At 61.4% G+C, this 23,493-nt stretch carries 21 protein-coding genes and 1 tRNA gene; 11 read left to right on the forward strand and 11 right to left on the reverse strand.

The window, feature by feature from the left end; genetic code table 11:
• The first annotated feature begins 32 nt into the window (after nt 1–32).
• Both tgt and SIB83_RS05765 read left to right on the forward strand, forming a co-directional pair.
• Complete coding sequence (gene tgt / locus SIB83_RS05760; RefSeq protein WP_413404107.1) at nt 33–1,151, forward strand: tRNA guanosine(34) transglycosylase Tgt; 1,119 nt, start codon at nt 33–35, stop codon at nt 1,149–1,151.
• A 29-nt stretch (nt 1,152–1,180) separates the two neighbouring features.
• Nucleotides 1,181–1,324, forward strand: a complete 144-nt coding sequence (locus SIB83_RS05765) for a photosystem II reaction center protein K (protein WP_066904771.1) — start codon at nt 1,181–1,183, stop codon at nt 1,322–1,324.
• 5 nt (nt 1,325–1,329) lie between these two features.
• On the opposite strand, the gene SIB83_RS05770 is transcribed toward SIB83_RS05765, so the two are convergent.
• Complete coding sequence (locus SIB83_RS05770; RefSeq protein WP_413747024.1) at nt 1,330–2,076, reverse strand: WecB/TagA/CpsF family glycosyltransferase; 747 nt, start codon at nt 2,074–2,076, stop codon at nt 1,330–1,332.
• 49 nt (nt 2,077–2,125) lie between these two features.
• Between SIB83_RS05770 and SIB83_RS05775 the strand changes: the two genes are divergently transcribed.
• Nucleotides 2,126–5,314 (forward strand): glycoside hydrolase family 15 protein, encoded by a 3,189-nt coding sequence (locus SIB83_RS05775; RefSeq protein ID WP_413747025.1) that lies wholly within the window; start codon nt 2,126–2,128, stop codon nt 5,312–5,314.
• 6 nt (nt 5,315–5,320) lie between these two features.
• Here SIB83_RS05775 and SIB83_RS05780 read toward each other — a convergent pair whose 3' ends face one another.
• The 4 genes from SIB83_RS05780 to SIB83_RS05795 all read right to left on the reverse strand — a co-directional run bounded on the left by SIB83_RS05780 (nt 5,321) and on the right by SIB83_RS05795 (nt 8,387).
• Nucleotides 5,321–6,325 (reverse strand): Gfo/Idh/MocA family oxidoreductase, encoded by a 1,005-nt coding sequence (locus tag SIB83_RS05780; RefSeq protein ID WP_413404111.1) that lies wholly within the window; start codon nt 6,323–6,325, stop codon nt 5,321–5,323.
• A gap of 55 nt (nt 6,326–6,380) precedes the next feature.
• A complete protein-coding gene (locus SIB83_RS05785) occupies nt 6,381–7,694 on the reverse strand; it encodes a hemolysin family protein (RefSeq protein ID WP_413747026.1) in 1,314 nt (437 codons plus the stop codon).
• A gap of 13 nt (nt 7,695–7,707) precedes the next feature.
• A tRNA-Ile gene (locus tag SIB83_RS05790) sits at nt 7,708–7,780 on the reverse strand.
• 13 nt (nt 7,781–7,793) lie between these two features.
• Nucleotides 7,794–8,387 (reverse strand): occludin/ELL family protein, encoded by a 594-nt coding sequence (locus tag SIB83_RS05795; protein ID WP_413747027.1) that lies wholly within the window; start codon nt 8,385–8,387, stop codon nt 7,794–7,796.
• Between SIB83_RS05795 and pyrE the strand changes: the two genes are divergently transcribed.
• Complete coding sequence (pyrE, locus tag SIB83_RS05800; RefSeq protein ID WP_413404117.1) at nt 8,376–8,957, forward strand: orotate phosphoribosyltransferase; 582 nt, start codon at nt 8,376–8,378, stop codon at nt 8,955–8,957. The two genes, SIB83_RS05795 and pyrE, sit on opposite strands and share 12 nt — an antisense overlap.
• Nucleotides 8,957–9,811 carry a YgfZ/GcvT domain-containing protein gene (locus SIB83_RS05805; RefSeq protein WP_413747028.1) on the forward strand — a complete coding sequence of 285 codons (855 nt, stop codon included), beginning with the start codon at nt 8,957–8,959 and terminating at the stop codon, nt 9,809–9,811. Before pyrE ends, SIB83_RS05805 begins: the two co-directional genes overlap by 1 nt.
• Here the strand turns inward: SIB83_RS05805 and SIB83_RS05810 are convergent.
• On the reverse strand, nt 9,712–11,277 hold the full coding sequence (locus SIB83_RS05810) for a TM0106 family RecB-like putative nuclease (protein ID WP_413747029.1): 1,566 nt from the start codon (nt 11,275–11,277) through the stop codon (nt 9,712–9,714). The genes SIB83_RS05805 and SIB83_RS05810 overlap by 100 nt on opposite strands.
• A 53-nt stretch (nt 11,278–11,330) precedes the next feature.
• On the opposite strand from SIB83_RS05810, the gene SIB83_RS05815 reads away from it, so the two are divergent.
• The 6 genes from SIB83_RS05815 (at nt 11,331) to SIB83_RS05840 (ending at nt 18,342) form a co-directional block, all read left to right on the forward strand.
• On the forward strand, nt 11,331–12,794 hold the full coding sequence (locus SIB83_RS05815) for a phosphoglucomutase/phosphomannomutase family protein (RefSeq protein ID WP_413747030.1): 1,464 nt from the start codon (nt 11,331–11,333) through the stop codon (nt 12,792–12,794).
• Between the two features lie 2 nt (nt 12,795–12,796).
• Nucleotides 12,797–13,384, forward strand: a complete 588-nt coding sequence (gene rdgB / locus SIB83_RS05820; RefSeq protein WP_413747031.1) for an RdgB/HAM1 family non-canonical purine NTP pyrophosphatase — start codon at nt 12,797–12,799, stop codon at nt 13,382–13,384.
• A 77-nt stretch (nt 13,385–13,461) separates the two neighbouring features.
• The gene (locus tag SIB83_RS05825) at nt 13,462–14,499 is read left to right on the forward strand and encodes an SAM-dependent methyltransferase (RefSeq protein WP_413747032.1); all 1,038 of its coding nucleotides are present in this window, start codon (nt 13,462–13,464) and stop codon (nt 14,497–14,499) included.
• The gene (locus SIB83_RS05830; RefSeq protein ID WP_413747033.1) at nt 14,499–15,554 is read left to right on the forward strand and encodes a Glu/Leu/Phe/Val dehydrogenase dimerization domain-containing protein; all 1,056 of its coding nucleotides are present in this window, start codon (nt 14,499–14,501) and stop codon (nt 15,552–15,554) included. The genes SIB83_RS05825 and SIB83_RS05830 overlap by 1 nt, the downstream gene beginning before the upstream one ends.
• Complete coding sequence (locus SIB83_RS05835) at nt 15,551–16,738, forward strand: FAD-dependent oxidoreductase (RefSeq protein WP_413747034.1); 1,188 nt, start codon at nt 15,551–15,553, stop codon at nt 16,736–16,738. Before SIB83_RS05830 ends, SIB83_RS05835 begins: the two co-directional genes overlap by 4 nt.
• A gap of 95 nt (nt 16,739–16,833) precedes the next feature.
• Nucleotides 16,834–18,342 (forward strand): BCCT family transporter, encoded by a 1,509-nt coding sequence (locus tag SIB83_RS05840; protein ID WP_413747299.1) that lies wholly within the window; start codon nt 16,834–16,836, stop codon nt 18,340–18,342.
• Here the strand turns inward: SIB83_RS05840 and SIB83_RS05845 are convergent.
• From SIB83_RS05845 to fabI, 5 genes are all read right to left on the reverse strand, one after another.
• Nucleotides 18,251–19,504 (reverse strand): MFS transporter, encoded by a 1,254-nt coding sequence (locus SIB83_RS05845; protein ID WP_413747035.1) that lies wholly within the window; start codon nt 19,502–19,504, stop codon nt 18,251–18,253. The two genes, SIB83_RS05840 and SIB83_RS05845, sit on opposite strands and share 92 nt — an antisense overlap.
• Nucleotides 19,505–19,544: 40 nt before the next feature.
• A complete protein-coding gene (locus SIB83_RS05850; protein WP_413747036.1) occupies nt 19,545–20,228 on the reverse strand; it encodes an SIMPL domain-containing protein in 684 nt (227 codons plus the stop codon).
• Between the two features lie 138 nt (nt 20,229–20,366).
• Nucleotides 20,367–21,854: a carotenoid oxygenase family protein gene (locus SIB83_RS05855; RefSeq protein WP_413747037.1), complete on the reverse strand. Its 1,488-nt coding sequence runs from the start codon at nt 21,852–21,854 to the stop codon at nt 20,367–20,369.
• Nucleotides 21,855–21,922: 68 nt separating this feature from the next.
• Nucleotides 21,923–22,528 carry an imidazoleglycerol-phosphate dehydratase HisB gene (gene hisB / locus SIB83_RS05860; protein WP_413747038.1) on the reverse strand — a complete coding sequence of 202 codons (606 nt, stop codon included), beginning with the start codon at nt 22,526–22,528 and terminating at the stop codon, nt 21,923–21,925.
• Nucleotides 22,529–22,609: 81 nt separating this feature from the next.
• The gene (gene fabI, locus SIB83_RS05865; RefSeq protein WP_413747039.1) at nt 22,610–23,392 is read right to left on the reverse strand and encodes an enoyl-ACP reductase FabI; all 783 of its coding nucleotides are present in this window, start codon (nt 23,390–23,392) and stop codon (nt 22,610–22,612) included.
• Nucleotides 23,393–23,493: the final 101 nt, after the last annotated feature.

Consider the following 23,493-nt stretch of genomic DNA (forward strand, 5'->3'; position numbering starts at 1 on the left):
ACCGTAGGGTCAGAGGTCGGGGGGAGGTGCGCGTGTTCGACTTCAGGATCAGCGCTCGCTGCTCGCACACGACTGCGCGCTGCGGCAGATTCTCCACCCCGCATGGGGTCGTGGACACCCCGCGATTCATGCCGGTTGGCACTCTGGCCACCGTGAAGGGGATCAGCACGGACCAGTTGGCAACCACCGGCGCCCAGATGGTGCTGTCCAACACCTATCACCTGCATCTGCAACCCGGCGAAACCATCGTTGAGGCTGCAGGCGGACTGCATCGGTTCATGGGCTGGAACGGACCAATGCTCACCGATTCCGGCGGATTTCAGGTCTTCAGCCTGGGAGATCTCAATCGCATCGATGACCAGGGTGTGGATTTCCGCAATCCACGCAATGGAAGCCGCATCCTGCTCACCCCGGAGCGATCCATGCAGATCCAGATGGCACTGGGGGCGGACGTGGCCATGGCCTTCGATCAATGCCCCCCTTATCCCGCAACCGAGAACGATGTGGAGGAAGCCAGTCGTCGGACCCACGCCTGGCTCGAGCGCTGTGTGAGTGCTCATCAGAAGCCCGATCAGGCCCTGTTCGGCATTGTGCAGGGAGGCTGCTTCCCGCATCTGCGTGATGCCAGTGCCAGGGCGGTCGCAGGCTTTGATCTGCCGGGAGTCGCCATCGGAGGAGTGAGCGTTGGCGAGCCCGTTGAAGACATGCACCGGATCGTGCGCCAGGTCACCCCACTGCTGCCGGACGATCGGCCCCGTTATCTGATGGGGATCGGCACTTTGAGGGAAATGAGTATTGCTGTCGCCAACGGCATCGATCTGTTCGACTGCGTGCTGCCGACACGGCTGGGCAGACACGGCACGGCCCTTGTGGGTGGTGAGCGCTGGAATCTGCGCAATGCCCGTTTCCGCCACGACCACTCGCCGCTGGATCCGACCTGTCCATGCCAGGCCTGCCGACGGCACAGCCGCTCCTATCTGCACCATCTGATTCGCAGTGATGAGCTGCTGGGCCTGACACTGCTCAGCCTGCACAACCTCACCCACCTGATCCGCTTCACCACCGCCATGGGCAAGGCGATCAGAGACAGCTGTTTTTCAGAGGATTTCGCTCCCTGGGAAGAGCACTCCCCAGCTCACCACACGTGGTAGCGTCCGCCCATTGACCGTGTTCCGCCGGGATGGCTGCTTTCTCCCTCGATCTGCTGGCCCAACTTCCAGAGGCTTACCAGGCTTTCGGTCCACTGATCGACATCCTCCCCATCATTCCTCTGTTTTTCCTGTTGCTGGCCTTCGTCTGGCAGGCCTCCGTGGGTTTCCGCTGAAGCGTCTAGCGCTGTCGTTCGCCGTGGCGCAGTACGGACCAGGCGAACTGAGGCAGAGCGAGATAACGCTTCCAGCGTTTTGGATCCTGCAGCAGCCGGTAAAGCCACTCAATCTGCAATCGACTTGCCCAGCCGGGTGCACGTTGTTTCAGACCTGACCAGACATCAAAGCTGCCACCGACTCCCATCCAGAGACCAGGGAGCCGATCACGCATTCTCTGGATCCAGATCTCCTGGAGGGGCACTCCAAGAGCAACAAGCACCAGATCCGGGCTGAGTCGCCGCAACCTCGCTTCAAGCTCCGGCCAGACACCGGCATCCTGATATCCGTGTTCCACGAACACCAGCTGCAGAGCTGGACTCTGCTGAGCAAGGCGATCAGACAATCTTTCCATCACTTCCGGAGACGCCCCGACCAGTGCCACGCGCCAGCCATGGGCTTCCGCGTATTTGAGCAAAGACCAGGCCAGCTCGATTCCTGGACTGCGTTGCACCATGATGCCCTGGCGAGCGAGGGCCCAGACCACTCCCGCTCCATCCGGGACCACCAGATCGGCGGCTCGGATCACAGCACCCAGATCAGCGTTGCGGCGGGCCAGCATCGTCATTTCTGCATTCAGGGTGACGATCTGACCTCCAGCCTCGGCATGCAGGCCGATCGCCGCGGCCGTCACATCCCTGCAGGCATCAACGGGTACACCGAGAACGTGGCAACGACGTTGATCGCGCGGACCCGTTGTCAGTGCTTCCATCCGCGTGTCCGCTGCGCGAGAGAATCTAGATCCGGTCGCGTAAGACACCATGGTTCTGTCGCATCCGACCCGTGAAGAGGATCAACTCCGGGCGCAGCGACTGATTCAGCTTGACCACTCCATCGAGCGGGTGGTGCTGCAACGACAGAACCCAGTCAGTGGTCTGCTGCCTGCCAGCACGGCCCACACCGTGCATGGCAATTACGGTGATGCCTGGGTCCGCGACTGCATCTATTCAATCCAGTGCGTCTGGGGTCTGGCCATCGCACACCGACGCCAGCAAGGAGCCTGTCAACGCTGCTGGGAGCTCGAACAACGCGTCGTCGACCTGATGCGCGGATTGCTGAACGCCATGATGCGTCAGGCGGAAAAAGTGGAGCGGTTCAAAAGCAGCCTCGATCCACTGGATGCCCTGCATGCGAAGTACGACAGTGCCAGCGGAGCACCGGTGGTTCCGGATGATGGATGGGGGCATCTGCAGCTGGATGCCACATCACTGTTTCTGTTGCAGCTCGCCCAACTGAGCTGCAGCGGCCTGGCCGTTGTCCATAACCGCCACGAAGCATCTTTCATCCAGAACCTGGTGTATTACGTGGCCAGGGCCTACCGGGTTGCCGATTACGGCATCTGGGAACGGGGTGACAAGGGCAATCACGGACTGCCGGAACGCAACGCCAGTTCGATCGGAATGGCCAAGGCCGCGCTGGAAGCACTGGACGGGATCGACCTGTTCGCTTCCCACGGAAACGGAAGCATGCAGGTGCTGATCCCACACGGTGCGGTGGTGCGTCTGAGGCGAGCCCTGACAGGGCTGCTGCCGCGTGAGTCAGCGAGCAAGGAGGTTGACAGCGCCTGCCTCTCGGTGATCGGCTATCCAGCCTGGGCGGTGGAGGATCGGGCGCTGGTGGAGCGCACCACGAGGCGGATCCGACGCGAACTGGGAGGTCCATATGGCTACAAGCGCTTTCGCAGGGATGGGCATCAGACGGTGGTGGAAGACATCACCCGGCTGCACTACGAGCGAGAAGAGCTGGCCACCTTTGAAGGCATCGAATCGGAGTGGCCGCTGTTCCTCGCCTACGAACTGGTCACCGCCTGTTTCGAGCAGCGCTGGGACGAGGCCAAACTGTGGCGTGAACGTCTGCAGGCACTGCAGGTGGAATGCGATGGAGAACGACTGTTCCCGGAGCTTTACCTCGTGCCCGCTGAACAGCTGGAACTGGAACGGCGTGCGCCCGGGAGTCAGCGGCGCGTCGCCAACGACAACGTGCCGTTGCTCTGGACCCAGAGCCTGGCCTGGATTGGAGAGATGCTCCTGGATGGACTGATCACAGCCGAGGATCTTGACCCCTGCGGCCGGCGACTGCCCGCCAGGCTGGGAAGCGACACGGTGCTGGTGTCGCTGGTCCCGGAGAATGACGCTGTGGCGCGACAGCTGAGGAACCTGGGGTTGCCTGTAAGCGATCCCGCATCCGAGGACCTGCCGGTGCTGGCGTCAGAAGAGCTGCGAGAACGGCTGACGAACGTTGGTGCCGACATCGCCCTCGGTCTCAGCGGCCATCCACCACTACGCCCGGAGACAGCAGTCACCGCTCGCCTCTATAGCCAGGGCGGACAGAACCTGGCATTTCTGCCTGCAGTGCTGGAGGAGGGCACGTTCTTTCTCAGCCATGACCCAAGGCAGCTGGTCGAAAGCATCGTCAACGAGCTGCACCTGCTGCAACGCCATTGGCAGGGCCAGGGAGCACCCCTGCTGCTGATTCCCGTGCAGGCCGCTCTGCTGGAAAGAAATGAAACGCTTCTGCTGGACCTCACCCAACGCCTGCAGAGCGGCAGCATTGAGGGCGTTGGGGTGGATTTTGCTGATCTGGGAGCCCTGGCCAGCAAAGCCCAGTGGTTAATGCTCCCGGACGAAAGCAAAAACACCAAACAGCCAGACGACGGACAACAGGCAGCTGAACTGCTGCAGGCCTCCACCGATCTGAGCGACCTCACCGCAGCCCAGGAGCAGGAACTGGATGACATTCCATTGGAAGAGCTGCGCCAGAGGCTGTGGAGCAGTCATTCACTGCGGGAACAGGCGGAAGTGCTGGAACTGTTGACGCAACGACTGGGTCAGCAGGCCATCCTCAGCGGACCCAAAGGCACTCCTGTTGAGCTGTCCACACTGCTGGAGGAGATCTACCGCCGCGGCCTCAGCCAGGAGGACTGGAACGTGGCCAGGCGCTGTGCCGGTGCGATGGGTCTGATCCATCCTCAGCTTGAGGATGCTCTGACAGACCTGCTGAGCCGCCAGAAGCAGGTGGTGATCGGACGTAATTACAGCAGCGACTCACGACTGACCAGTCCTGTCTCAAGCCAGTCGATCGCCACCCTGATCGACCGCACGTGCGGCAATGACGGACGCGAACGGATGCTCCAGCAGGAGTTGTTGCTGGCTTTGGACGGAATCGCCAGGCGTGAACCGAGCATGATCAGAGGCTCTCTGACCTTCCAGCTCGGCCAGCTGCTGCTGTTGCTGACCTCAGAACTGGCCGCTGAACAACAGTGCAGCCAGGACGAAGCCTTCGAAGCCCTCTGCGACGAGCCTCCTCACCGCATCACCCTGCGCCTGCGCAGGGTGCTGGCCGACGTCGACCATGCCAGAGCCGCCCTGCAGCGTCGTGAACTGTTGCACCTGAGCGGCAAGGTGCAGTGGAACATCCCCGAACCCCTGGATCAAAGCCCCAGCGGCAGCGACTGGCTGCAGCACCGGATCCGGCTTGGCTCCCTGCAGCAGGTGCCCAGGGAGTTCTATGCCGGTGTCTGGTCGCTGCTCCACCACTGCCGTGGGCTGGTGATCGGCGACAAGCTGGAGCGCAGAAACCGACTGACCAGCGCTCTGCTTCTGGAGAAAACTCCTGGGGAACGCAATTTCGCCATTCAGGTGGAGCATCTGCTCAGCCGCATTGGGGCTCCGGAATACCGGCAGCTCTGCACTGAAAGCCTGCTGTCACTGATGGCCTTTGCAACGGCCAATCCCCACATACGGTTCGACGATGACATCGCCCTCGATGTGGTGATAGGCCACGCCGTGAGAGTCGGATGGAAAAATCGCCATCCGGAACAGAACACAGCTGACTACTCCCAGCACAAAGCTGCGGCATGGGCTCAGTACTACCGGGCGTCCCCAGCTGAATGCCGAAAATGGCAGATTGAGGCCCTGCGGGAGCTCGCGGAGCAAGAAGGGCTGCACTGATCCGGCTCAGATGGGCGACTCGATCGGGACTCCAACTCCAGGCTGGTCAACGGCCTGCTCGATCAGATCAGCGAGCCGCAGGGCTCTCGACGCCTGCTGACCATCCACGGCAGGTGTCTCGCGACCTCTCACGCACTGCAAGAAATGTTCGAGCTCGGCATAGAGGGGCTCGATCGAGGTGGTGCTCACCTCCTCAATGAAGCCATCGTTGCGGTATAGCAGCTCTCCATGATCCGCGGAGTACCACTCGTGGGCCCGGCGATGAATGTGCAGGTTGTGATTGAGAAAGTCGGTTTCAACAAGGCTGGCCCGGCAATGCGCACTGAGCGTCCGGATTTTGCGGTGACTCATCTTGCTGGCCGTGAGACTGGCCACCACACCGTTTTCAAAACCGAGTGTGGCGTTGACGTAATCGATCGGACCCGCCGCGCTGCGACCGCCCGCCGCCGCAAGTTGCACCACTGAGGAACTGGCCAGCTCGAGCACCAGATCCAGATCGTGAATCATCAGATCAAGCACCACTGACACATCGTTGGCCCGATCGGCGTGTGGACTGTGACGACGGGCTTCAAGGACCACCACCTCTTCATTGGCCACCACCTTGGTGAGCTCGCGGAACGCAGGGTTGAAACGCTCGATATGACCAACCTGAAGCAACCGGCCCGCTCGGTTGGCGACATCAATCAGGGCCGCGGCCTCCTCCTGGCTTGCGGCGATCGGCTTCTCGATCAGAACGTGTGAACCAGCCTCAAGACAAGCCAGCCCGACGGAGTGATGAAGCAAAGTCGGCACTGCGATGCAGACCGCCTCGACCTCGTTGAGCATGGCGCGGTAATCGGAAAACCAGCGACAGCCGAACTGCTCCGTGGCCAGTGCCCCGCGCTGAGCATCCGGGTCCGCAACGCCGACCAGATCAGCATCCTTGAGAAGACTGAGCACGCGCGCGTGATGCCAGCCCATGTTGCCGATCCCGATCACGCCGACCTTCACCGGAACCATGGCGTCGGTCATCAGTGGGACTGCACGAACCGGCTGATTATCGGTGATCAGTGCGATGGTGAGCGAATTACACCGATCCCTGTTCCGGATTTTCGGGATCGATCGGCGAATCAGGCTTTTCGATCTGAACCAGAAGCACCCGCACAATGCGTGGACCGGCCATGGCGACGATCTCGAACTGGATGTTGAGGTGGCGCAATGCCTCCCCGGGCGAAGGGATGTGCTGGAGCCGTTCCAGCAGAAATCCGGCCAGGGTGTGATGGTCGCTGGCTTCCGGCAGATCCAGCTGCAGCTGACGATTCAGCTCGACAATCTCCAGATTACCGGCTACGAGCCATGTTCCCGGCTGATCCTCCATGGGCACCAGATCCGGCTCATCCGTTTCATCGCCAGGCTCGTCGCCAACGATCTCTCCAGTGAGGTCTGCTGCGGTGACGAGACCCTCCGTTCCACCATGTTCATCGACCACCAACAACAGGGGGTTCCCTGAGCGAATGATGGCCAGCAGGTCGGCGAGATTACTGGTCTCCAGCACTGTCTGCGCCGGCATCAGGTAAGGCTCAAGCCAGGAGTCCTCGCGCAGCTCTCCCCGCGCGATGGGCTCGGCGAGACGGCGCAGATCAAGCACTCCCCGCACATCATCCAGCGACTGACCAATGACGGGAAAACGGGCATGGCGGGTACGGTGAACAGCTTCCATCAACTCAGCGAACCGGACTTCCACAGGAAGGGTGACCATTCCGGATCGCGGCACCATCACCTCACGCACCTGGGTGTCGCGCAGAGCGAACACACCCTCGAGAATGTTGCGTTCGTCGGGTCTCAGACCGGTCACAGCGCCACTCTCGATCAAGGTCTCCAGCTCGCCGGCCGTGAGAGCGGGAACCGGCGCATACCAGCGCTGGGTCACCCCTGCCAACCGCAGCAACAACGAAGCCAGGCTGTCGAGGCCCGAGAGAAGGGGACTCAGCACCCGGATCGCCCCCTCAAGCACAGGACCAAGCTGCAGGGCAGCGAACTCGGGACGGCTGAGCACCCAGGCACGTGGCAGCAGCCCGGCAATCAGGGTGGCCATCACAACCAGCAGCAGGAACCAGGCGAGATCCCACCAGCGACCTGCAGGCATCTCCAGAGGCCACCAACGCTGACCAAAGCCACGACCAATCCAGCCCAGTGCCACGAGCGACAGAGAGGCTCCGAACTGTGTCATCAGCAACGCCATGCGCAGATGCCGCTGCAGTCGCTGCACCGACTGCGCACCCGGACGGCCCTCCTCACTGAGTGCCTGAACCTGACTGGGTCTCAGCCGCAGAAGCGCCACCTCAGCAGCTGAAAACAGAGCCGGAAGAACCAGCAGTGCGATCAGCAGCAGGGTGCGCATTGGAACAGAACAATGGGGGTCGCGGGGATCGAACCCGCCTTAGGCGAATTATGAGTTCGCTGCATTCACCAGATTGCTAGACCCCCTGGCACCGTGGATTTACCACAGAGCACGCACCGGCGAAAAGACTTCTACGTGCTGAGGTTCGACAGGACCAGTAGACGTAACATCCTCGGCAAGGCTGCCACTGAAGCCGTTTGGGATGTCAACCGTGCGCCATGGAATCGGATCACTTTGATCCTCAAGCAGCATTGAGTAGGTGTTCTCAACAGCTGTTCCGTCCCAGATGATCGTCTGATCAGGAAAACCGAATCCCATGAAGCGATTTCCCTGCGGACCAGCAACGGCTATCCCCAGCAGATCCGTGACCTGATGCAGGAGAACCACACCGCTGGCGTAGGGAGCAGTCCAGCTGTAAAAACGCTCTTCCATCAAGGCTTCGGTGGTCTGCACCGGACTGCAACGGGTCACCTCAACCGGTTCTGCTGACTTGACAGTGTCGGAGAGCAGTACTGCCGGAGCCTCCAACGTTGTGGAGCAGACCACGGGTCGAGCCACTGCAGCGGCCTGAAACGAACTCAATGAAAGAGCCAGCAGCAGGGTTCTGAATCGAAACCCGTCCAAGGGAAAAGGCACCACTGCGCGCAAACTAGGCAGAAGATCCGTGAAGCACCAGCCCCCATGCCTGTTCATTCAGACTCCTCCAGGGATCGTCAGGTCCTGCTGGACCGACTGGCCAGGGAGGCCTACAGGACCGGGCAGTTCACCCTGGCGTCGGGTCTCACCAGCGAGCACTACGTGAACTGCAAACCGGTGGCCCTCAGTGGCAGTGGTCTGGCGCTGCTGGGCCCAGCCATGCTGGCCATGGTGGAAAAGGAGGCTTCGGCCGTCGGCGGGCTCACGCTTGGAGCAGATCCGCTGGTCAGTGGGGTGGCCATGGCGGCAGCACAGCAGGGGCGTGATCTGAATGCGCTGATTGTGCGCAAACAGGCCAAAGGCCATGGCACCGGTGCCTGGCTGGAGGGCCCGCTGCCTGAGGCCGGTGCACTGGTGACGGTGCTGGAGGACGTCGTTTCGACCGGTGGATCCTCCATCCAGGCAGTCAACCAGCTCAAAAAAGCCGGTTACACCGTTCAACGCGTGATCACGATTGTGGATCGAGAGCAAGGTGGCCGCGAAGCCATGGATGAAGCAGGCCTGGAATTGGTCAGCCTGTTTCGACTGAACGAGGTGGCGGCCCGGGCCAGGGAGCTGGATCAGTGATGACAGACAGTCACAAATCGACAGAGCTGCTCTGGGATTGGCAGTTTCCTCTCATCCGTCTTGAGGGCAGTGGAGCCAGCAGCTTCCTACATGGACAGACAAGCGCCAGGGTGAATGGGTGCGCCAACGGCGAGCTGATCCAGAGCTGTTGGCTCAATGCCACAGGCCGCGTGCAGGCTCTGCTTGAAATTCGCCTGGATTCAGCCGGCGCAGATGTGCTCGTGCTCAACGGAACGATCGAACAGGTTGCAAGCGGGTTTGATCGGGTGATTTTTCCTGCTGATCAGGTTCGGCTCGCAGAACAACGCCGGCAGCGCCGGATGCAACGTCTTCAGGCTGGCAAGGCACCCGACCCGAACCAGGTGATCTGGCTGAATGAAGACAGCGAGCCCTCCGGATCCTGGGCAGGCCTCTCGCCCTGCAATGCCTCAGAGCTGGACCGTTGGCGCAACAGCCACGGCTGGCCCCTTAGAGAGCAGGAACTCACGGGTGACACCAATCCCTTCGAACTGGGTCTGGCGAATTGGGTCGAACTGAACAAGGGCTGTTACCTCGGCCAGGAAACCGTGGCCAAGCTGGCCTCCCGTGGTGGCTTGAAACAGCAGCTGCGCTGCTGGGAAAACACTTCCAACGAGGGCAACGGCCTGAAAAGTGGTGATCAACTGAGTCTCGACGACTCACGCGCAGGGATCATCACCAGCGTGTCCACAGACAACGCAACGGGGAAGAGTTTCGGACTCGCACTGGTCAGACGTCAGGCACTCGACGCTGAAACATTGCAGGCGGGGAACAGCGGAGTGGAGGTCTCCATCTGGCGCCCCAGTGCCTTCTGCGACCCACCCACGCGCGCCTGAGAGCGGTTGTCTTCCGCCAGCATCCATGCAGCCACGGTCCAGGTAGCCAGGCCGTCATCACGGTTGTAGGCAAAGATCCAGCGCAAAGCCTGATCATGCCCACGGTCCCGCGGGCCGGTGCCACGCCACTGCCTCCACCAGAGCAGAGCCCGCGCACCATCCACACCAGCCTGACTCCAGCCGAATCCAAGCCAATCGGCCACGGTCTTCAACCCGTAACTGTTGAGAGGAAGTCGCCAGTGACTGCGCACCCGGGCATGCACATCCACCAGACGACAGCGCAGAGCATGCCGCTCCACATCACTGACGCCCTGACGTTTTGCCATCTTGCGGAGGGCCAGTGACTCTGTTTCGCCGTAATGCAGAACGGGCCAGCCCTCATAACGCTTCAGAAATCGCTTGATTCGCTTCCAGCAACGGGCTTCTCCCTGTTCCTGCAACATCAGCAGAGGGTGATAGGTGGCCCGCTGGGGATCCCAGCGGCCGTCGGAGTCCCGAGGCAAACAGACAAACCCGTGCAGAAAGTCATCACGGGCATCAGGATCTGATTCAATGTCGTAAAGCAGAACTCCCGGGGCATTGATCAATTCCGGCAGTGCAGCGGAGTCGGTCAGAGCCTCCGCCTGCCCATTGCGCTGAGCCCGGGCCTGGGCCACAAGTGGAGCCGCCACCGCACCATGCTGATCTCCAAATTGCTGCAGCTGCTCTGCCAGACGTTCCGGATCAGCATCCGCAAGTGCATTCAGGCCATCGATTCCCAGCTCGAGCAGCATCTCCCGGCGCTTGGCACCGATGCCACTGACCTCACTGAGATGCCCAACACGACGGGCCTCGGCGTTGCAGACACCACGCCAGCTGCAAAGCGAACATTTACGCCGGTCAGACGCGAGCGGAGGCGGATCAGTTCTTTCAAGATCAATCGCCAGCCTGCGCAATGCCTCATCCAGCTGGCGCTGCAGGTTCTCCCCCAGAGACACCTTGTCCTTCTCGAGGTAGCGGCCAGCTCCGGACAGAGCCAGACCATCGGTCACCGGTGCCTGCTGCACTCCTGCGAGCAGACGAGCTGACAACGCCAGCTGCAGTCGGTGCTCCCTCGTGAGTCGTCGTCCCTGTCTGGCCAGCACAGGTCGGTAGAGGTAATCGCCCCAGCGACTGCGACCGGGCTGACGCTGCAGCAGGGCGGGATGCGCCTCAATGCTTTGACCTTCTTCAGTTCGTCCGCGCAGCCTCAATCCCACCACTCCGGCTTCCCCACGCTCACAGGCGGCGAGCCCGTGTCCAGGTTTGTGCGGCAGCAGCGCGACGAAACTGCGCTGCTGATCGTCCAGCTGCAGAGTGCGATGGGCGGTGTAGATCCTCTTGCCCTGATCACCATGGCGATCAAGCCATGCCCTGCGGCGACAGCGCGTCCAGCTGCGCAGCAGTCGGTCTGTGAGCGGCTTGTCAGCGGAAGGGGTGTCACCCATATCCCGAGGTTAAGGCGGCAGACTGCTAAATCCAGAAGGACTACAGGCATGCCATGGCGTCGGCCCCCCTCCCTCTGAGCGCAGCTCCGATCCGTTTTGGCACCGATGGATGGAGGGGGATCCTTGGGGTGGACATCACTGTGGAGCGACTGCTGCCGGTGGCCGCGGCAGCAGCACAGGAACTTGCCCATCAGGCACCTGAACAGCTCAACAGCACAACAGTGGTGATCGGCTACGACCGCCGGTTTCTGGCACCGGAGCTGGCTGAAGCGATCGCCTCCTCAGTCCGCGGAGTCGGTTTGGAACCACTGCTCACAAGCACACCCGTTCCCACGCCGGCATGCAGCTGGACAGTGGTGCAGCGCCAGGCGCTTGGAGCCCTCGTGATCACCGCCAGTCACAACCCTCCGGAGTGGCTGGGTCTGAAGATCAAGGGGCCGTTCGGCGGGTCGGTGGACGGGACTTTTACAGCTGCGGTGGAGCAGCGACTGGCCGCGGGCGGCGTGAGCGTGCCGATGACGGGTGAGCTGCAACGCTTCGATGCACGCAGCGAACATCTTGAAGGTCTGCGAACCAAGCTGAATCTGAGTGCCATCACCTCCGGGCTGAGGGCGATGGGTCTGCGGGTGATCGTGGACCCGATGCATGGCTCAGCGGCAGGCTGTGTCTCTGATCTGCTTGGCTCCGATGCTGCGGACCTCGTGTCCGAGATCCGCAGCCAGCGTGATCCTCTGTTCGGAGGGTGTTCCCCGGAACCGCTCGCCTCACACCTGCACGATCTGATTGCCGCGGTTCAGGCCTCGAGTCGCAATGGGCAGCCGGCCGTTGGCCTTGTCTTCGACGGTGACGGCGACCGGATTGCAGCGGTGGATGAACACGGTTGTTTTTGCAGCACTCAGCAACTGATGCCTCTGCTGATCGATCACCTGGCCGGAGCAAGGCAGCTGCCTGGAAGCGTGGTCAAGACCGTCAGTGGTTCCGACCTGATGCGCCTCGTGGCCGAAGACCTGGGACGTGAGGTGCTGGAACTTCCCGTTGGCTTCAAATACATCGCAGCCGAGATGCTGACGGGTGAAGTGCTGATCGGCGGTGAGGAGTCTGGAGGCGTCGGCTTCGGGATGCACCTGCCTGAACGCGACGCATTGTTCGCAGCCATGCTCGTGCTAGAGGCACTCGTTCAGGGCGGCATGCCGCTGGGTGCACGCATGGATGCTCTGCGTGGGCGATGCGGAGGCACGAGTCATTACGACCGGCTTGATCTGCGCCTTGCCGATATGGAGTCACGCCGGCGCCTGGAGCATCTTCTGGCAACCCAGCCTCCGGAGGAAGTGGCAGGACAGACCGTTTATGAGGTGATCACGACAGACGGTGTGAAGCTGAGGCTTGGCCCCAGTCACTGGTTGATGTTGCGCTTTTCCGGAACCGAACCCTTGCTGCGGTTGTACTGCGAAGCACCCGACAAAGATCGTGTAGCGGCCGTGCTCGCCTGGGCCCGCGGCTTTGCCGAGAGCGCCTGAGCATGACCAACCAGACACTGGTGATTGCCAGCAGCAACCCTGGCAAGGTGCGGGAGTTCGAAGGGCTTCTGAATGAACTTGCGCTCACGGTGAAAGCCCAGCCCGATGGACTGGAGGTTGAGGAAACCGGCAGCACGTTCAGCGCCAACGCCCGAATCAAAGCGCTTGCCGTTGCGGCAGATACTGGAGAGTGGGCACTCGCCGACGACTCCGGCCTGAGCGTGGATGCTCTGGACGGAGCTCCAGGTGTTCACTCCGCCCGCTACGCCCCGAGCGATCCGGAACGCATTGCCCGACTGTTGAAGGCACTCGAGTTCGAGGACGATCGCAGGGCCCGTTTCTGCGCTGCGCTTTGTGTGGCGGCACCGGACGGCACCGTGCTGCTCGAGGTGGAGGGCCAGTGCAAGGGATGGATCACCCGATCACCACGGGGAGATCAGGGCTTCGGGTATGACCCGATTTTTGAAGTGGAAGGCACGCTGAAAACCTTTGCCGAAATGTCTCTTCAGGAGAAAAAATCCCACGGTCATCGCGGTCGCGCTTTCACATTGCTGGAGCCACGCCTGCAACAACTGCTGTCTCAGCAGTGAGACCCGCGAATGCACTGATTGTGACGAGGTGCTGACAAACAGGTCCTGTACGGTGTGATCTGTCGCTGACGAGGTCGATGGCCATCGCCATGACCACCGGTTACAGCGCACAGACTGAAGGCGCTCTGCTTTGCATCGAAGCCGCCTCGGACTGGGCCTTGACTTGTGTTGACCAACTGGCTGCCGCTGACAGCCATGTCCTGATCGATTACGGAGCAGCCGATGGCGGCACCGCTGTCGGTCTGTGGCACAAGGTGCTGGATCGCCTGCATGCCAACCAGCCACAGGCCCACCTGACCCTGATCGGCAACGATCTCCCCAGCAACGACAACGTTGCCCTGGCAGAGAATCTGGCACTGCAGATTCCCCGTGCTCCCAGGCCCACAGTGCTTGTGAGCGCGCGCAGCTTCTATGAGCCGTCCGTTGGCCCCAACACGGTGAGCTTCGGCTTTTCAGCCACAGCCATGCACTGGCTCAGCGAGTCGCCCGGTCCCCTGAACACCCACACGCATGTGCTGGCATCCGGCGATGCCGAGGCTCTGCAACGCTTCACGGCTCAGGCTCTCAAGGACTGGACCTACATCCTTGAACTTCGCAGCAAGGAACTGAAAGTGGGTGGCAGGCTGCTGACTGTGAATCTGTCCCGTGACAACGAAGGGCGTTATCTCGGTCACAACGGCGGCGAAACACGCAATGTGCACGATCAGCTGCACCAGATCTGGAAGGGCCTGGCCGACGAAGGTGTGATTTCCGATGAGCAGTACCGCAAGGGAACGGTGCTGAACTTCTACAAATCTCCCGATGAGTTCATGGCGCCGCTGAAGGATCAGAGTTCTGCGCCATACCGCAATGGACTGCGCCTTGTGAATGAGCGCACGGTGTACGTCAAGTGCCCCTACCGACGCCGCTGGGAGGAGAACGGTGACACAGCGGCCTTCGCATCCGGACTCATGGCCACGATCCGCAGCTGGAGCCGTCACAGCTTCGCCAGCGCTGCTGGGGATGCGGCTGCGGATGAGGTGTACAACCGCCTGGAAAAGCGCATCGCCGAAGCCCCCTCCGAGTGGAGCCTGGATTACGTGGAGCACCACCAAATGATGGAGAAAGTGGCCTGATGACTACGACAACACGACCCAGCCCGGATGTCTCGGTGCTCGCTGAACATATCTCCGATCACCTGTCGGTTTTTGTGGTGGCCGAGAACACGGATTCACGCCGACCGGCCAATGGCGGCCTGCGTCTGCTCAACTACCCGAATGATGAGGCCTGCATTGCTGACGGACAGCGACTCGCAGGGTTGATGACGCACAAGCATGACCTTTACGGAACCGGTTTCGCCGGCGGCAAGATCGTGGCGCGCGCCGCTGAACCGGAAGCAGTGAAGGATGAACTGATCAGCATCACTGCCGAGCTTCTTGAGTCGCTTGACGGAGCCATGATCACAGGCTGCGATCTCAATACGAGCCTTGAGGACATGGAGCGCCTCACAAAGCTCACTCCACACGTGCTGGCAGCCGTCGGCAGTCCTGTGGATGCCAGTGCTGCAACAGCTCATGGAACCCTCGGCGCTGTCGAAGCCGTGCTGGAGTCAACCCTTGCTGAGGCGAAACCCGGCCGTGCGCTGGTGCATGGATGTGGCGCCGTCGGCGGCACCGTGGCCCGAGCCCTGGTTCAGCACGGGTGGACGGTGTTCACTGTGGATCTCAGTCCCGAACGTGCAGGTTTCCCTGGTGCCACTCCCTTGCCCCAGGACTGTCCCTGGTGGGAGCTGAAGCTCGATCTGCTGCTGCCCTGCTCGATCTCCGGTCTGATCACCGCTGAAATCGCTTCAGCACTGAGGGTCAAATCAGTGGTCCCAGCAGCCAATGCTCCGTTCCAGAATTCACAGCTGGCCGACGACCTTCGTCGTGGCGGAACCCGTGTGCTGCCGGATCCATTGGTCAATGCCGGGGCCGTCATCGCTGACTCGATCGAGCGTTTTTCACCCGATGCCTGGAAGGGTGCAGGAGCTGAGGATGTCTATGCCTTTGTGCGCAGCGAGGTGCGCCAGCGCGCGACTGACTTCCTCAATCAGCGCGATCAGGGCCTCTCAGTGGGAGCGGCTCTTGTGGAGGTGACCGCCGAACGGGAGACCGATCCGATCGGCCTCAGCTTTGGAGATGTGGCATGAACTCGACCTCTCTTCCCTCCAGAGCCGCGGTGGTGATTGTGGGGGGCGGCATGGCCGGTCTCAGCTGTGCAGCATCCCTGGCCAGACGTGGCATCACCGATGTGATCCTGCTCGAGGCCAAAACCCTGGCGCATGCCAGGGCCAGCAGTTTCGGAGAAACCCGGATGTTCCGGGAGATGTATTCCGATCCCGTGCTCTGTCGGCTGGCTCAGGAGGCCAACAGGCTCTGGCGTGAGGAGGAGATTCACGCAGGAGAGCAGCTGCGCGAAACCCATGGGTTGCTGTTTTACGGCGAAAGCTGGGATGAGGAAACGATCGAGGGGTCGATCCCAGGGGCACGCAAGGTCATGGACGACCAGGGCATCCCCTATGAGGCACTGGATGCCGATCAGATCTCAAGCCGTTTTCCTCTGAAACCGCAGAGTGATTTCACCGGGCTGTTCGAGCCCACCGCCGGTGCGGTGCGCAGTGACAAGGTCGTTGCCCACTGGATCCGAACGGCCCGAAACGCCGGCCATCAACTGGTCGAGCACTGCCAGGTGGCGAACCTGGATGCCGACGGTGGCGGCGTCACGCTTGACAGCGGACATCACATCGACGCTGATCAGCTTGTCGTGGCCTGCGGCATCTGGAGCCAGCTGCTGCTGGCTCCATTGGGCCTTGCCCCGAAACTCGAGGTATGGCCGATGCTCTGGGCTCACTACACCGTGGACCCCGAGTTGGCGGATCGTTATCCGCAATGGTTCTGCTTCCAGCGGGAACGTGGCGATGACGGCGGCCTCTATTACGGCTTCCCGGTGCTGAGCCACACCGACGACGGCCGGCCGCGTATCAAGGCTGGAATCGACTGGGCTCCCAAGGAACTGCGCGTCGCTGAACCCAATGCCATGGTGACGGAACCACCGACACGATTGGTCGAACTGCTCGACACGTTCCTGTTCAACAAAGTCGAGGGGGTTCAGGAACGAGTGGAAACGGTGATCAGCCCCTACTCGATGGCCGGCGACGTCAATTTCGTGCTGGACCGTCTGAGCCCCAAATTGAGCCTGTTTGCAGGCGGCTCAGGCCAGGCCTTCAAATTCGCTCCCCTGATCGGCGACTCACTGGCTCGACTCGCCAGCGGTGAAGACCCTGCCGTGGATCTTTCCTGCTGGAGTCACCAACGCGAAGCCGTCAGCGCCTGAAGACCCTCTCCCCGAACATTTCCTTGCCAGAACCATCAACACCCCAGGACGGCGCGCCTGAAACCGGCCAGTGGTGGCAACGAAGACCGTTGTTGATCGGCGCTGGACCGCTGCTGGTTTTTCTTGTGGTCGCTGCCATCGATCTCAATCTGGCGAAACAATTCACCAGCTCCGGCAAAGCAATCGTCAGCAATGCTCTGGGCGGACTCTGGCAGTGGATGGTGCTGCTGCTGTTCGTGATTGCCGTGGTGCTGGCGGTGAGTCCGATCGGGAAACTGCGACTGGGAGGAGCTGATGCCAAGCCGAGCCTGAAATTTTTCGACTGGTGCGCCGTGCTGATCTGCACGCTGCTGGCCGGCGGTGGGGTGTTCTGGTCTGCCGCTGAACCCCTGTTCCACTTCCGCAGTCCAGCGCCCTACTTCGCCGGGGTGGAGGGATCAACCGCCACAGCGGTCGATCCCTCCCTGGCCGTGAGCTTCCTGCACTGGGGATTCCTGGCCTGGGCACTGGTAGCAACAACGGTGACGATCACCCTCTCGATCCAGGAGCAACGAGGTGAACCACTCAGGCCACGCACCTTGCTGGTGGGAATTCTTCCCAGCCGCTGGGTTGAGGGTCCACTGGGAGACCTTGCGGATGGTTTGTCGGTTGTGGCGGCGATCGCAGGAACGGTTGGTCCTCTTGGCTTCCTCTCACTTCAACTCAGCAATGCGGCTGGAATGCTGCCTGGTTTCTCAGACAGCGCCGGGCTTCAGTCCCTGGTGGTGGTGCTGCTCACTGCGGTGTTCGCCACCTCCACCGTGAGTGGAATCCAGCGGGGCATCAAGTGGCTCTCTGAGCTCAACGTCTGGTTGACCCTCGGGCTTGCCGCCGCGTTGCTGCTGCTGGGTCCAGGCCTCTGGCTGATTCAACACTTCATCAGTGCATTCGGGCTCTACATCACCAACCTGCCGCGGATGGCCCTTGCACCCAACAGCAGCCCAGGCAACTGGGTGAACGGCTGGACCGTGTTCTATTGGGGCTGGTTCCTCGGCTATGCACCCCTGATGGGTCTGTTCACGGCAGGGGTGAGCCGCGGCCGCACGCTGCGCGAACTGGTGCTGGCGGTGGCCATCCTCTGCCCGATCGTGACCAACATCTGGTTCACGTTGCTTGGCGGTTCCGGCATGCAGCTGGAACTGGCCAACCCTGGCTCGATTAGCGGTCCGCTGACAGCCAGCGGGGAATCGGCAGCGCTGCTGGCGATTCTTGGCCAACTCCCCCTTTCGTGGCTGTTGATTCCGGTTGGCCTGGTGTTGGTGGTGCTGTTCATGGCCACCAGTGCCGACTCAATGAGTTACGCCGCAGCCATGGTGGTGAGTGCCCAGCGCACACCCCCCACCCTGCTTCGCCTGTTCTGGGCGCTGATGATCGGCAGTCTCACCCTGGTGTTACTGCGCATCGGCACCAGCCTGGGCGACAACACCTCCATCAACGCTCTGCAGGCCTTCATTGTGATCACCGCCGTACCGGTCACTCCTCTGGTGCTGCTGAGTCTCTGGACTGCACCGCGGCTGGCCTGGAAGGAGTGGCGCCTGCGGCAACCGGCTCAGGATTGCAACTGATCCAGCCAGCCATCGCGACGCCAAACAACGCCAGCGCGCCATAGATCAGCAACACCAGTGACAGATCTCCCCGGGGAGAGGCCTGCAGGATCAACCCGGAGACGATTGTCATTAATCCGCCCATCACCGTGCCGGAGGTGTTGACGATCGACACCGTCATCGCCGTCTGCCCAGAAGGGGCCGCCGCCTCGGCGATCGGGAAGGCCAGCACGGACGTGCCGATGCCGGCACCAAAGCTGAATGCCGGAAGCATGAGAACCCCGCGCGGCAGAGATGGCGTGATCAACAACAACAACGACAACAGCGTGATGACGGCTCCCGCCAGCAGCAGACCACCACGGTGCTGAGGGCGGCCGCCGAGTACTCCGCTGCCAATCATCCCCACCACCAGTCCGATCGACATGGTCAGGGTGAGACCTTCCATCAATGGACTGGACCAGCCCCTCAGGCTGGAGAGCAGGCCGTACTGGGCCATCCCGAATACAAATCCAAGCCCCCACGCGTAAAGCAGGCAGCACTGAATCAGGCGGTTCACACCAGCCCTGGTCCAGCGCTGGACACGAACGTCGTGCTCTACAGCTGCGAGCACGGCCTGCTCACGTCGGCCAGCCCCGAGCAGAAGCATGGGCAACGCCACCATCAGAGCCAGTGACAGACCCTGAAGCAACACCAGATCACGCCAGCCGGAGCGCCCCAGAAGCAGGGGCACCGCAGCCGCCAGCGCGGCACCGATTCCCAGCAGACCATCAGTGAATCCCATGGCCAGGGCGAAGCGATCGGCTGGGAGGCTGCGGCGTGCCAGCAACGCGGATGCGGGAAATGCCACTGCACAGGCCATTCCGGTGCCGATGCGAGACAACAGCAGGCCCTGCAGGCTGTCACTGCTGGCGAACACCAAACTGCAGCATGCCGCTGCCAGGGCAGCCAGCAGCAGCCAGATCTCAACCCTGCCCCTGTCAATCATGCGCCCGACAGGGATCTGGACCAGGCCGTATGGCAACAGAAAACTGCCAGCCACCAACGCCACCCCAGCCGGATGCAGACGCAGATCCGATCCCAGATCACGTTCAAAGTACTGAAAACTGGTCTCCACCCACACCAGCCAGATCACGAACAGAAGGCTCGTGACCCAGAGCAGTCGATCGCTGCGTCTCCCCTGCATGACTCTCAGCCAGCCGCTGAAGTCAGTGTGGGGGACTGCCTCAGTTGAGGCAGTAATCCAGCGAAAGACTAAGGCTGGCCGTTGGCAGCGGCGCTTCCTCCGGCCTGAACCGCGCTGCCGTGCTGGCCGCCATCGGAGCCTGCCGTCGATGGGAATGGCTGCGCTGGTCGATGCGCAGCAAGGCCGTGCGGGTCAATCCCAGGGCGGCCGCAGTCCGCTCGGCCTGCCTGCGACCTCGCTCAAGGGCTCGTTCAAGCATTCGGTCCTGCAGACGGTCCTGCCCCTCTGGTGACGGCAGGGAGGTCATCCCCTGCAGACGCACACCAGGAACACGGCCTGCACGCTCGATCAGGATGTCGTAGTTGCTGCGGCCAACGATGCCGGCAATGGTTGTTGAAGCTCGATAGCCCTTGGGTTGCGAAGACTTGGCCATGGCATGGGTCGTTGGAGCAGGACTCACAAGTCGTCCGATGACCAGGGGTTCCAACGCTTCGCGCAGCCTGCCCTGACGGCTGCTGAGTTGTTCCAAGGCAGCTGAGGTTGTCGCCGCTTCCGCCTCGAGCCTCAGGTTGAAACGGAAACGATCCGTGCGACTTTCAGCGCTCTCGCGCAGATTCAGCTGCAGAAGAGTGCCTCGACACACAGGGCCCTGAATCTCAGCTTTAACCGCGCGAGGGAACAAAGCAGCCGACTGCAACAGCACCAATGCTGCGAACAACGACATGCCTGGTGGTTTCAGTGCAGCAATGATCACAAACCTGAGAGCAGACAGACCTTGAATCGCTGTCTAAGTCAGGCGCCGCCTCAGAGCCTTTCAGAACCATGACCAGCACCACTTCAGACACCACCAAATCCGACTGGTTCAGCGGGCATCAACCCAGCAGCCGTGCAGGCCATGGGGAATGGCCAAGGGCAGCTCGAACACCGCCAGCTCGCGAAGATCAGCCGCGTCAAGGATCACAAGATCGGACCCTTCCCGATCACCGTTCCACACCAGTTCCAGCACCCAGCCATCATCTTCCGCGCTTGCGCCGGGCCTGGGAACCATCAGGGGCTCACTCACAAAACCATGGGGCACGGCGCTCCAGATCCGACGTTCACCACTGACCAGGTCGAGCTTCTTGACCACCTGAAGCGGATCATTGCCCTGCTCACGCGCTGCAGCCGCCATCCAGGCGAAACGACAGGGCAGACCTTCCTTGTCGGGGTTCACCATCGCGAATTCACAGCAGCGCTCACTAAGCCGCGTGGTCTGCACGTTGGCGCTCTCCAGGTTGATGCGGCACTGCTCGAGCAATCCCTCTGGAATCAGATCGAAATCGACGGCAGCGAAATCAACATCAGGGCCGATCGAGGGGAAATCGCTGTAGTAGATGCTCTCAACTACCACATCACCCTCCTGCTCCCAGGCGTTGAGGTGGTGAAACACAAAGCCCTCGGGGGCGTCAACAATCCGCGGGGGCTCACCTGCATGGGCACCACTGTCGCGTGGGATCAGCCAGAATTTGGCCTGACCATCCTGCTTGGACTGCAGGCACTGGGCCGCCCCTTTCCTTCCGAGCACAAAAGGCAGAGGGTTGAAGTCGATCGCGTTCTGAAGGAACACCGCCCAGTTGGGTGTGATGGCGAAATCGTGCAGGAAGGCGAAGCCGTTGAAGCTGTCACGCCGATCGCTCAGAAGATCTCCCGCCTTGATCCCAGCGGCGGGATCATCAACAGTGGCGAATTCCATCAAGCGGATCGTGCTGCGCGGGCCGGTGTTGACTCCGAAGGTGACCATGCGCGGCCGATCGTGATGACCGGGATCGAAGCGGGGGTGAGCACTGAAGGCCTCACCTTTCTTCAAAACACCACCCAAAAGACTGATGCCATGGGTCTCAAGGGTTCGAGGATCGAGCGCATGGGGTTCAGCCGCTTCCCAGAGCGCCAGCAGCTGGTCACCAAGCTGCACAACACCGGTGTTGGCAATGTTTTTCAACCTCAGATCAAAGGCATTGGCCAGCGGACCTCCTGGTTTCTGGCTTCCGAACACACCGCGATACAGCACCTTGCCCGCTGCCTCCTCCGCTTGCCAGCCAGCGGTACGCACAAAACGGTTGGTGAGCGAAACTCCCTCGGCATTGAACTCGATCGCCGTGATCATGCCGTCACCATCAAAGGGATGATGAACGCGCTGGCCGTCACGCTCCAGCAGCCCGGGGCCGTTGCGATAAAGGGTTCCCAACAGTTCGCGCGGCACAGTTCCCCTCGCCGGCTCAAGCGCAACATCAGTGAGCTCCTGCTCCACATTGCGGAATGCGCTGGCCCATTCCGACCGGTTGAAGCGTTCAGTGGCGGGAGCGACGGTCACGGAGAACAACTGCGGCGATCTCCATCTTCTCGTAACGGACTGTGAAGCGTGTGACGTGCGGCAGGAGCTCAGTTCGCCCCTGCCTGCTCCAGCACACCCTTGCTGCTGGGAACCGCACCGGCCCGCCGCGGGTCGATCTCCGTCGCCATACGCAACGCTCTGGCGAAGGCCTTGAAACAGGCTTCAACGATGTGATGGGAATTGGTGCCGTCCAGCTGACGGATGTGGAGGGTGAGTCCGCTGTTGTTGACCACCGCCACGAAGAATTCCTTGACCAGCTCGGTGTCGTAACGACCGATCTTCTCGTTCGGAATGCTGAGGCTGTATGAGAGATGAGGCCGGCCGGAACAATCCAGCACAACCTGAACCAGCGCTTCATCCAGAGGTGCGACGAAGTGACCGAAACGCACAATCCCCCTGCGATCACCTAAGGCCTGTGCCAGGGCCTGCCCGACGGCGATACCAACATCCTCATTGGAGTGGTGGTCATCGATGTGGGTATCACCCACCGCATCGATCTCCAGGTCGATCAGGCCATGGCTGCTGATCTGATGAAGCATGTGATCCAGAAAGGGCACGCCGGTGCTGGCCTGACACTTGCCACTTCCGTCCAGATCCAGGTACACCTTCACATCGGTTTCACCGGTGACTCGATGGATCTCACCCGTACGCATGCTTTTTGCTCCGGAGGCGGCGGCTCGCTGTTCCGATCATGCCGAAACAGGCGGCGCTGACCAAGGGCCTTCAGCGCAGAGTCACATGCCGTTGATGCAGTAACCGGCATCCACGTAGATAGTTTGGCCGGAAATTCCACTGGACAGGTCACTGAGCAGGAATGCAGCGGTGTTACCCACTTCCGTCTGGGTGACGGTGCGACGCAGCGGCGCTTTCTCCTCCACGTTGTGGATCATGTCGAGGATGCCACCGATCGCCGAGCTGGCCAGTGTGCGGATCGGCCCTGCACTGATGGCATTCACACGAACCTGCTTGTCTGGTCCAAGCTCTGCGGAGAGGTAACGAACGGACGCCTCCAGAGCGGCCTTGGCCACACCCATCACGTTGTAATTGGGGATGGCTCGTTCAGCGCCCAGGTAAGTCAACGTGACCACCCCGGCTTTCTCACTGAACAAGGGCTTGGCGTGTCTGCAGAGAGGTGCCAGCGAATAGGCGCTGATCTCCAGAGCACGGGCAAAACCCTCCGAGCTGGTAGCGCTGTAATCACCGATCAGCTCTTCCTTGCCTGCAAAAGCTAGACAATGCACCAACCCATCGAGCACTCCCCACTTCTGCTTGATCTCGGCGAAGACCGTTTCCATCTGAACGGGATCCTGAACATTCAGGGGCAGAAACAAAGAGGGCTCCAGCGGAGCGGTGAGCTCACGGACCTTGGTTTCGAAGCGCCCTTTTTCATCAGGGAGATAGGTGATGCCGAGCTCTGCTCCAGCGGCTCTGAGCTGCTGGGCGATGCCCCAGGCAATCGATCGATTGTTGGCGATGCCGGTGACGAGAATCTTCTTACCCGTGAGATCGAGAAGCATCGGACCGGTGTTTGCTGAACTGTTGGGGGATTCTCCACCATCCCCGCCCCGAAGACCTTTGGGAGGTCGCGTTTGAGCCGATGGATCGACAGGATGGCTTA

This window comes from Synechococcus sp. MIT S9507 (genome assembly GCF_047304715.1).
In the GTDB taxonomy this organism is placed as follows: Bacteria; Cyanobacteriota; Cyanobacteriia; order PCC-6307; family Cyanobiaceae; genus Synechococcus_C.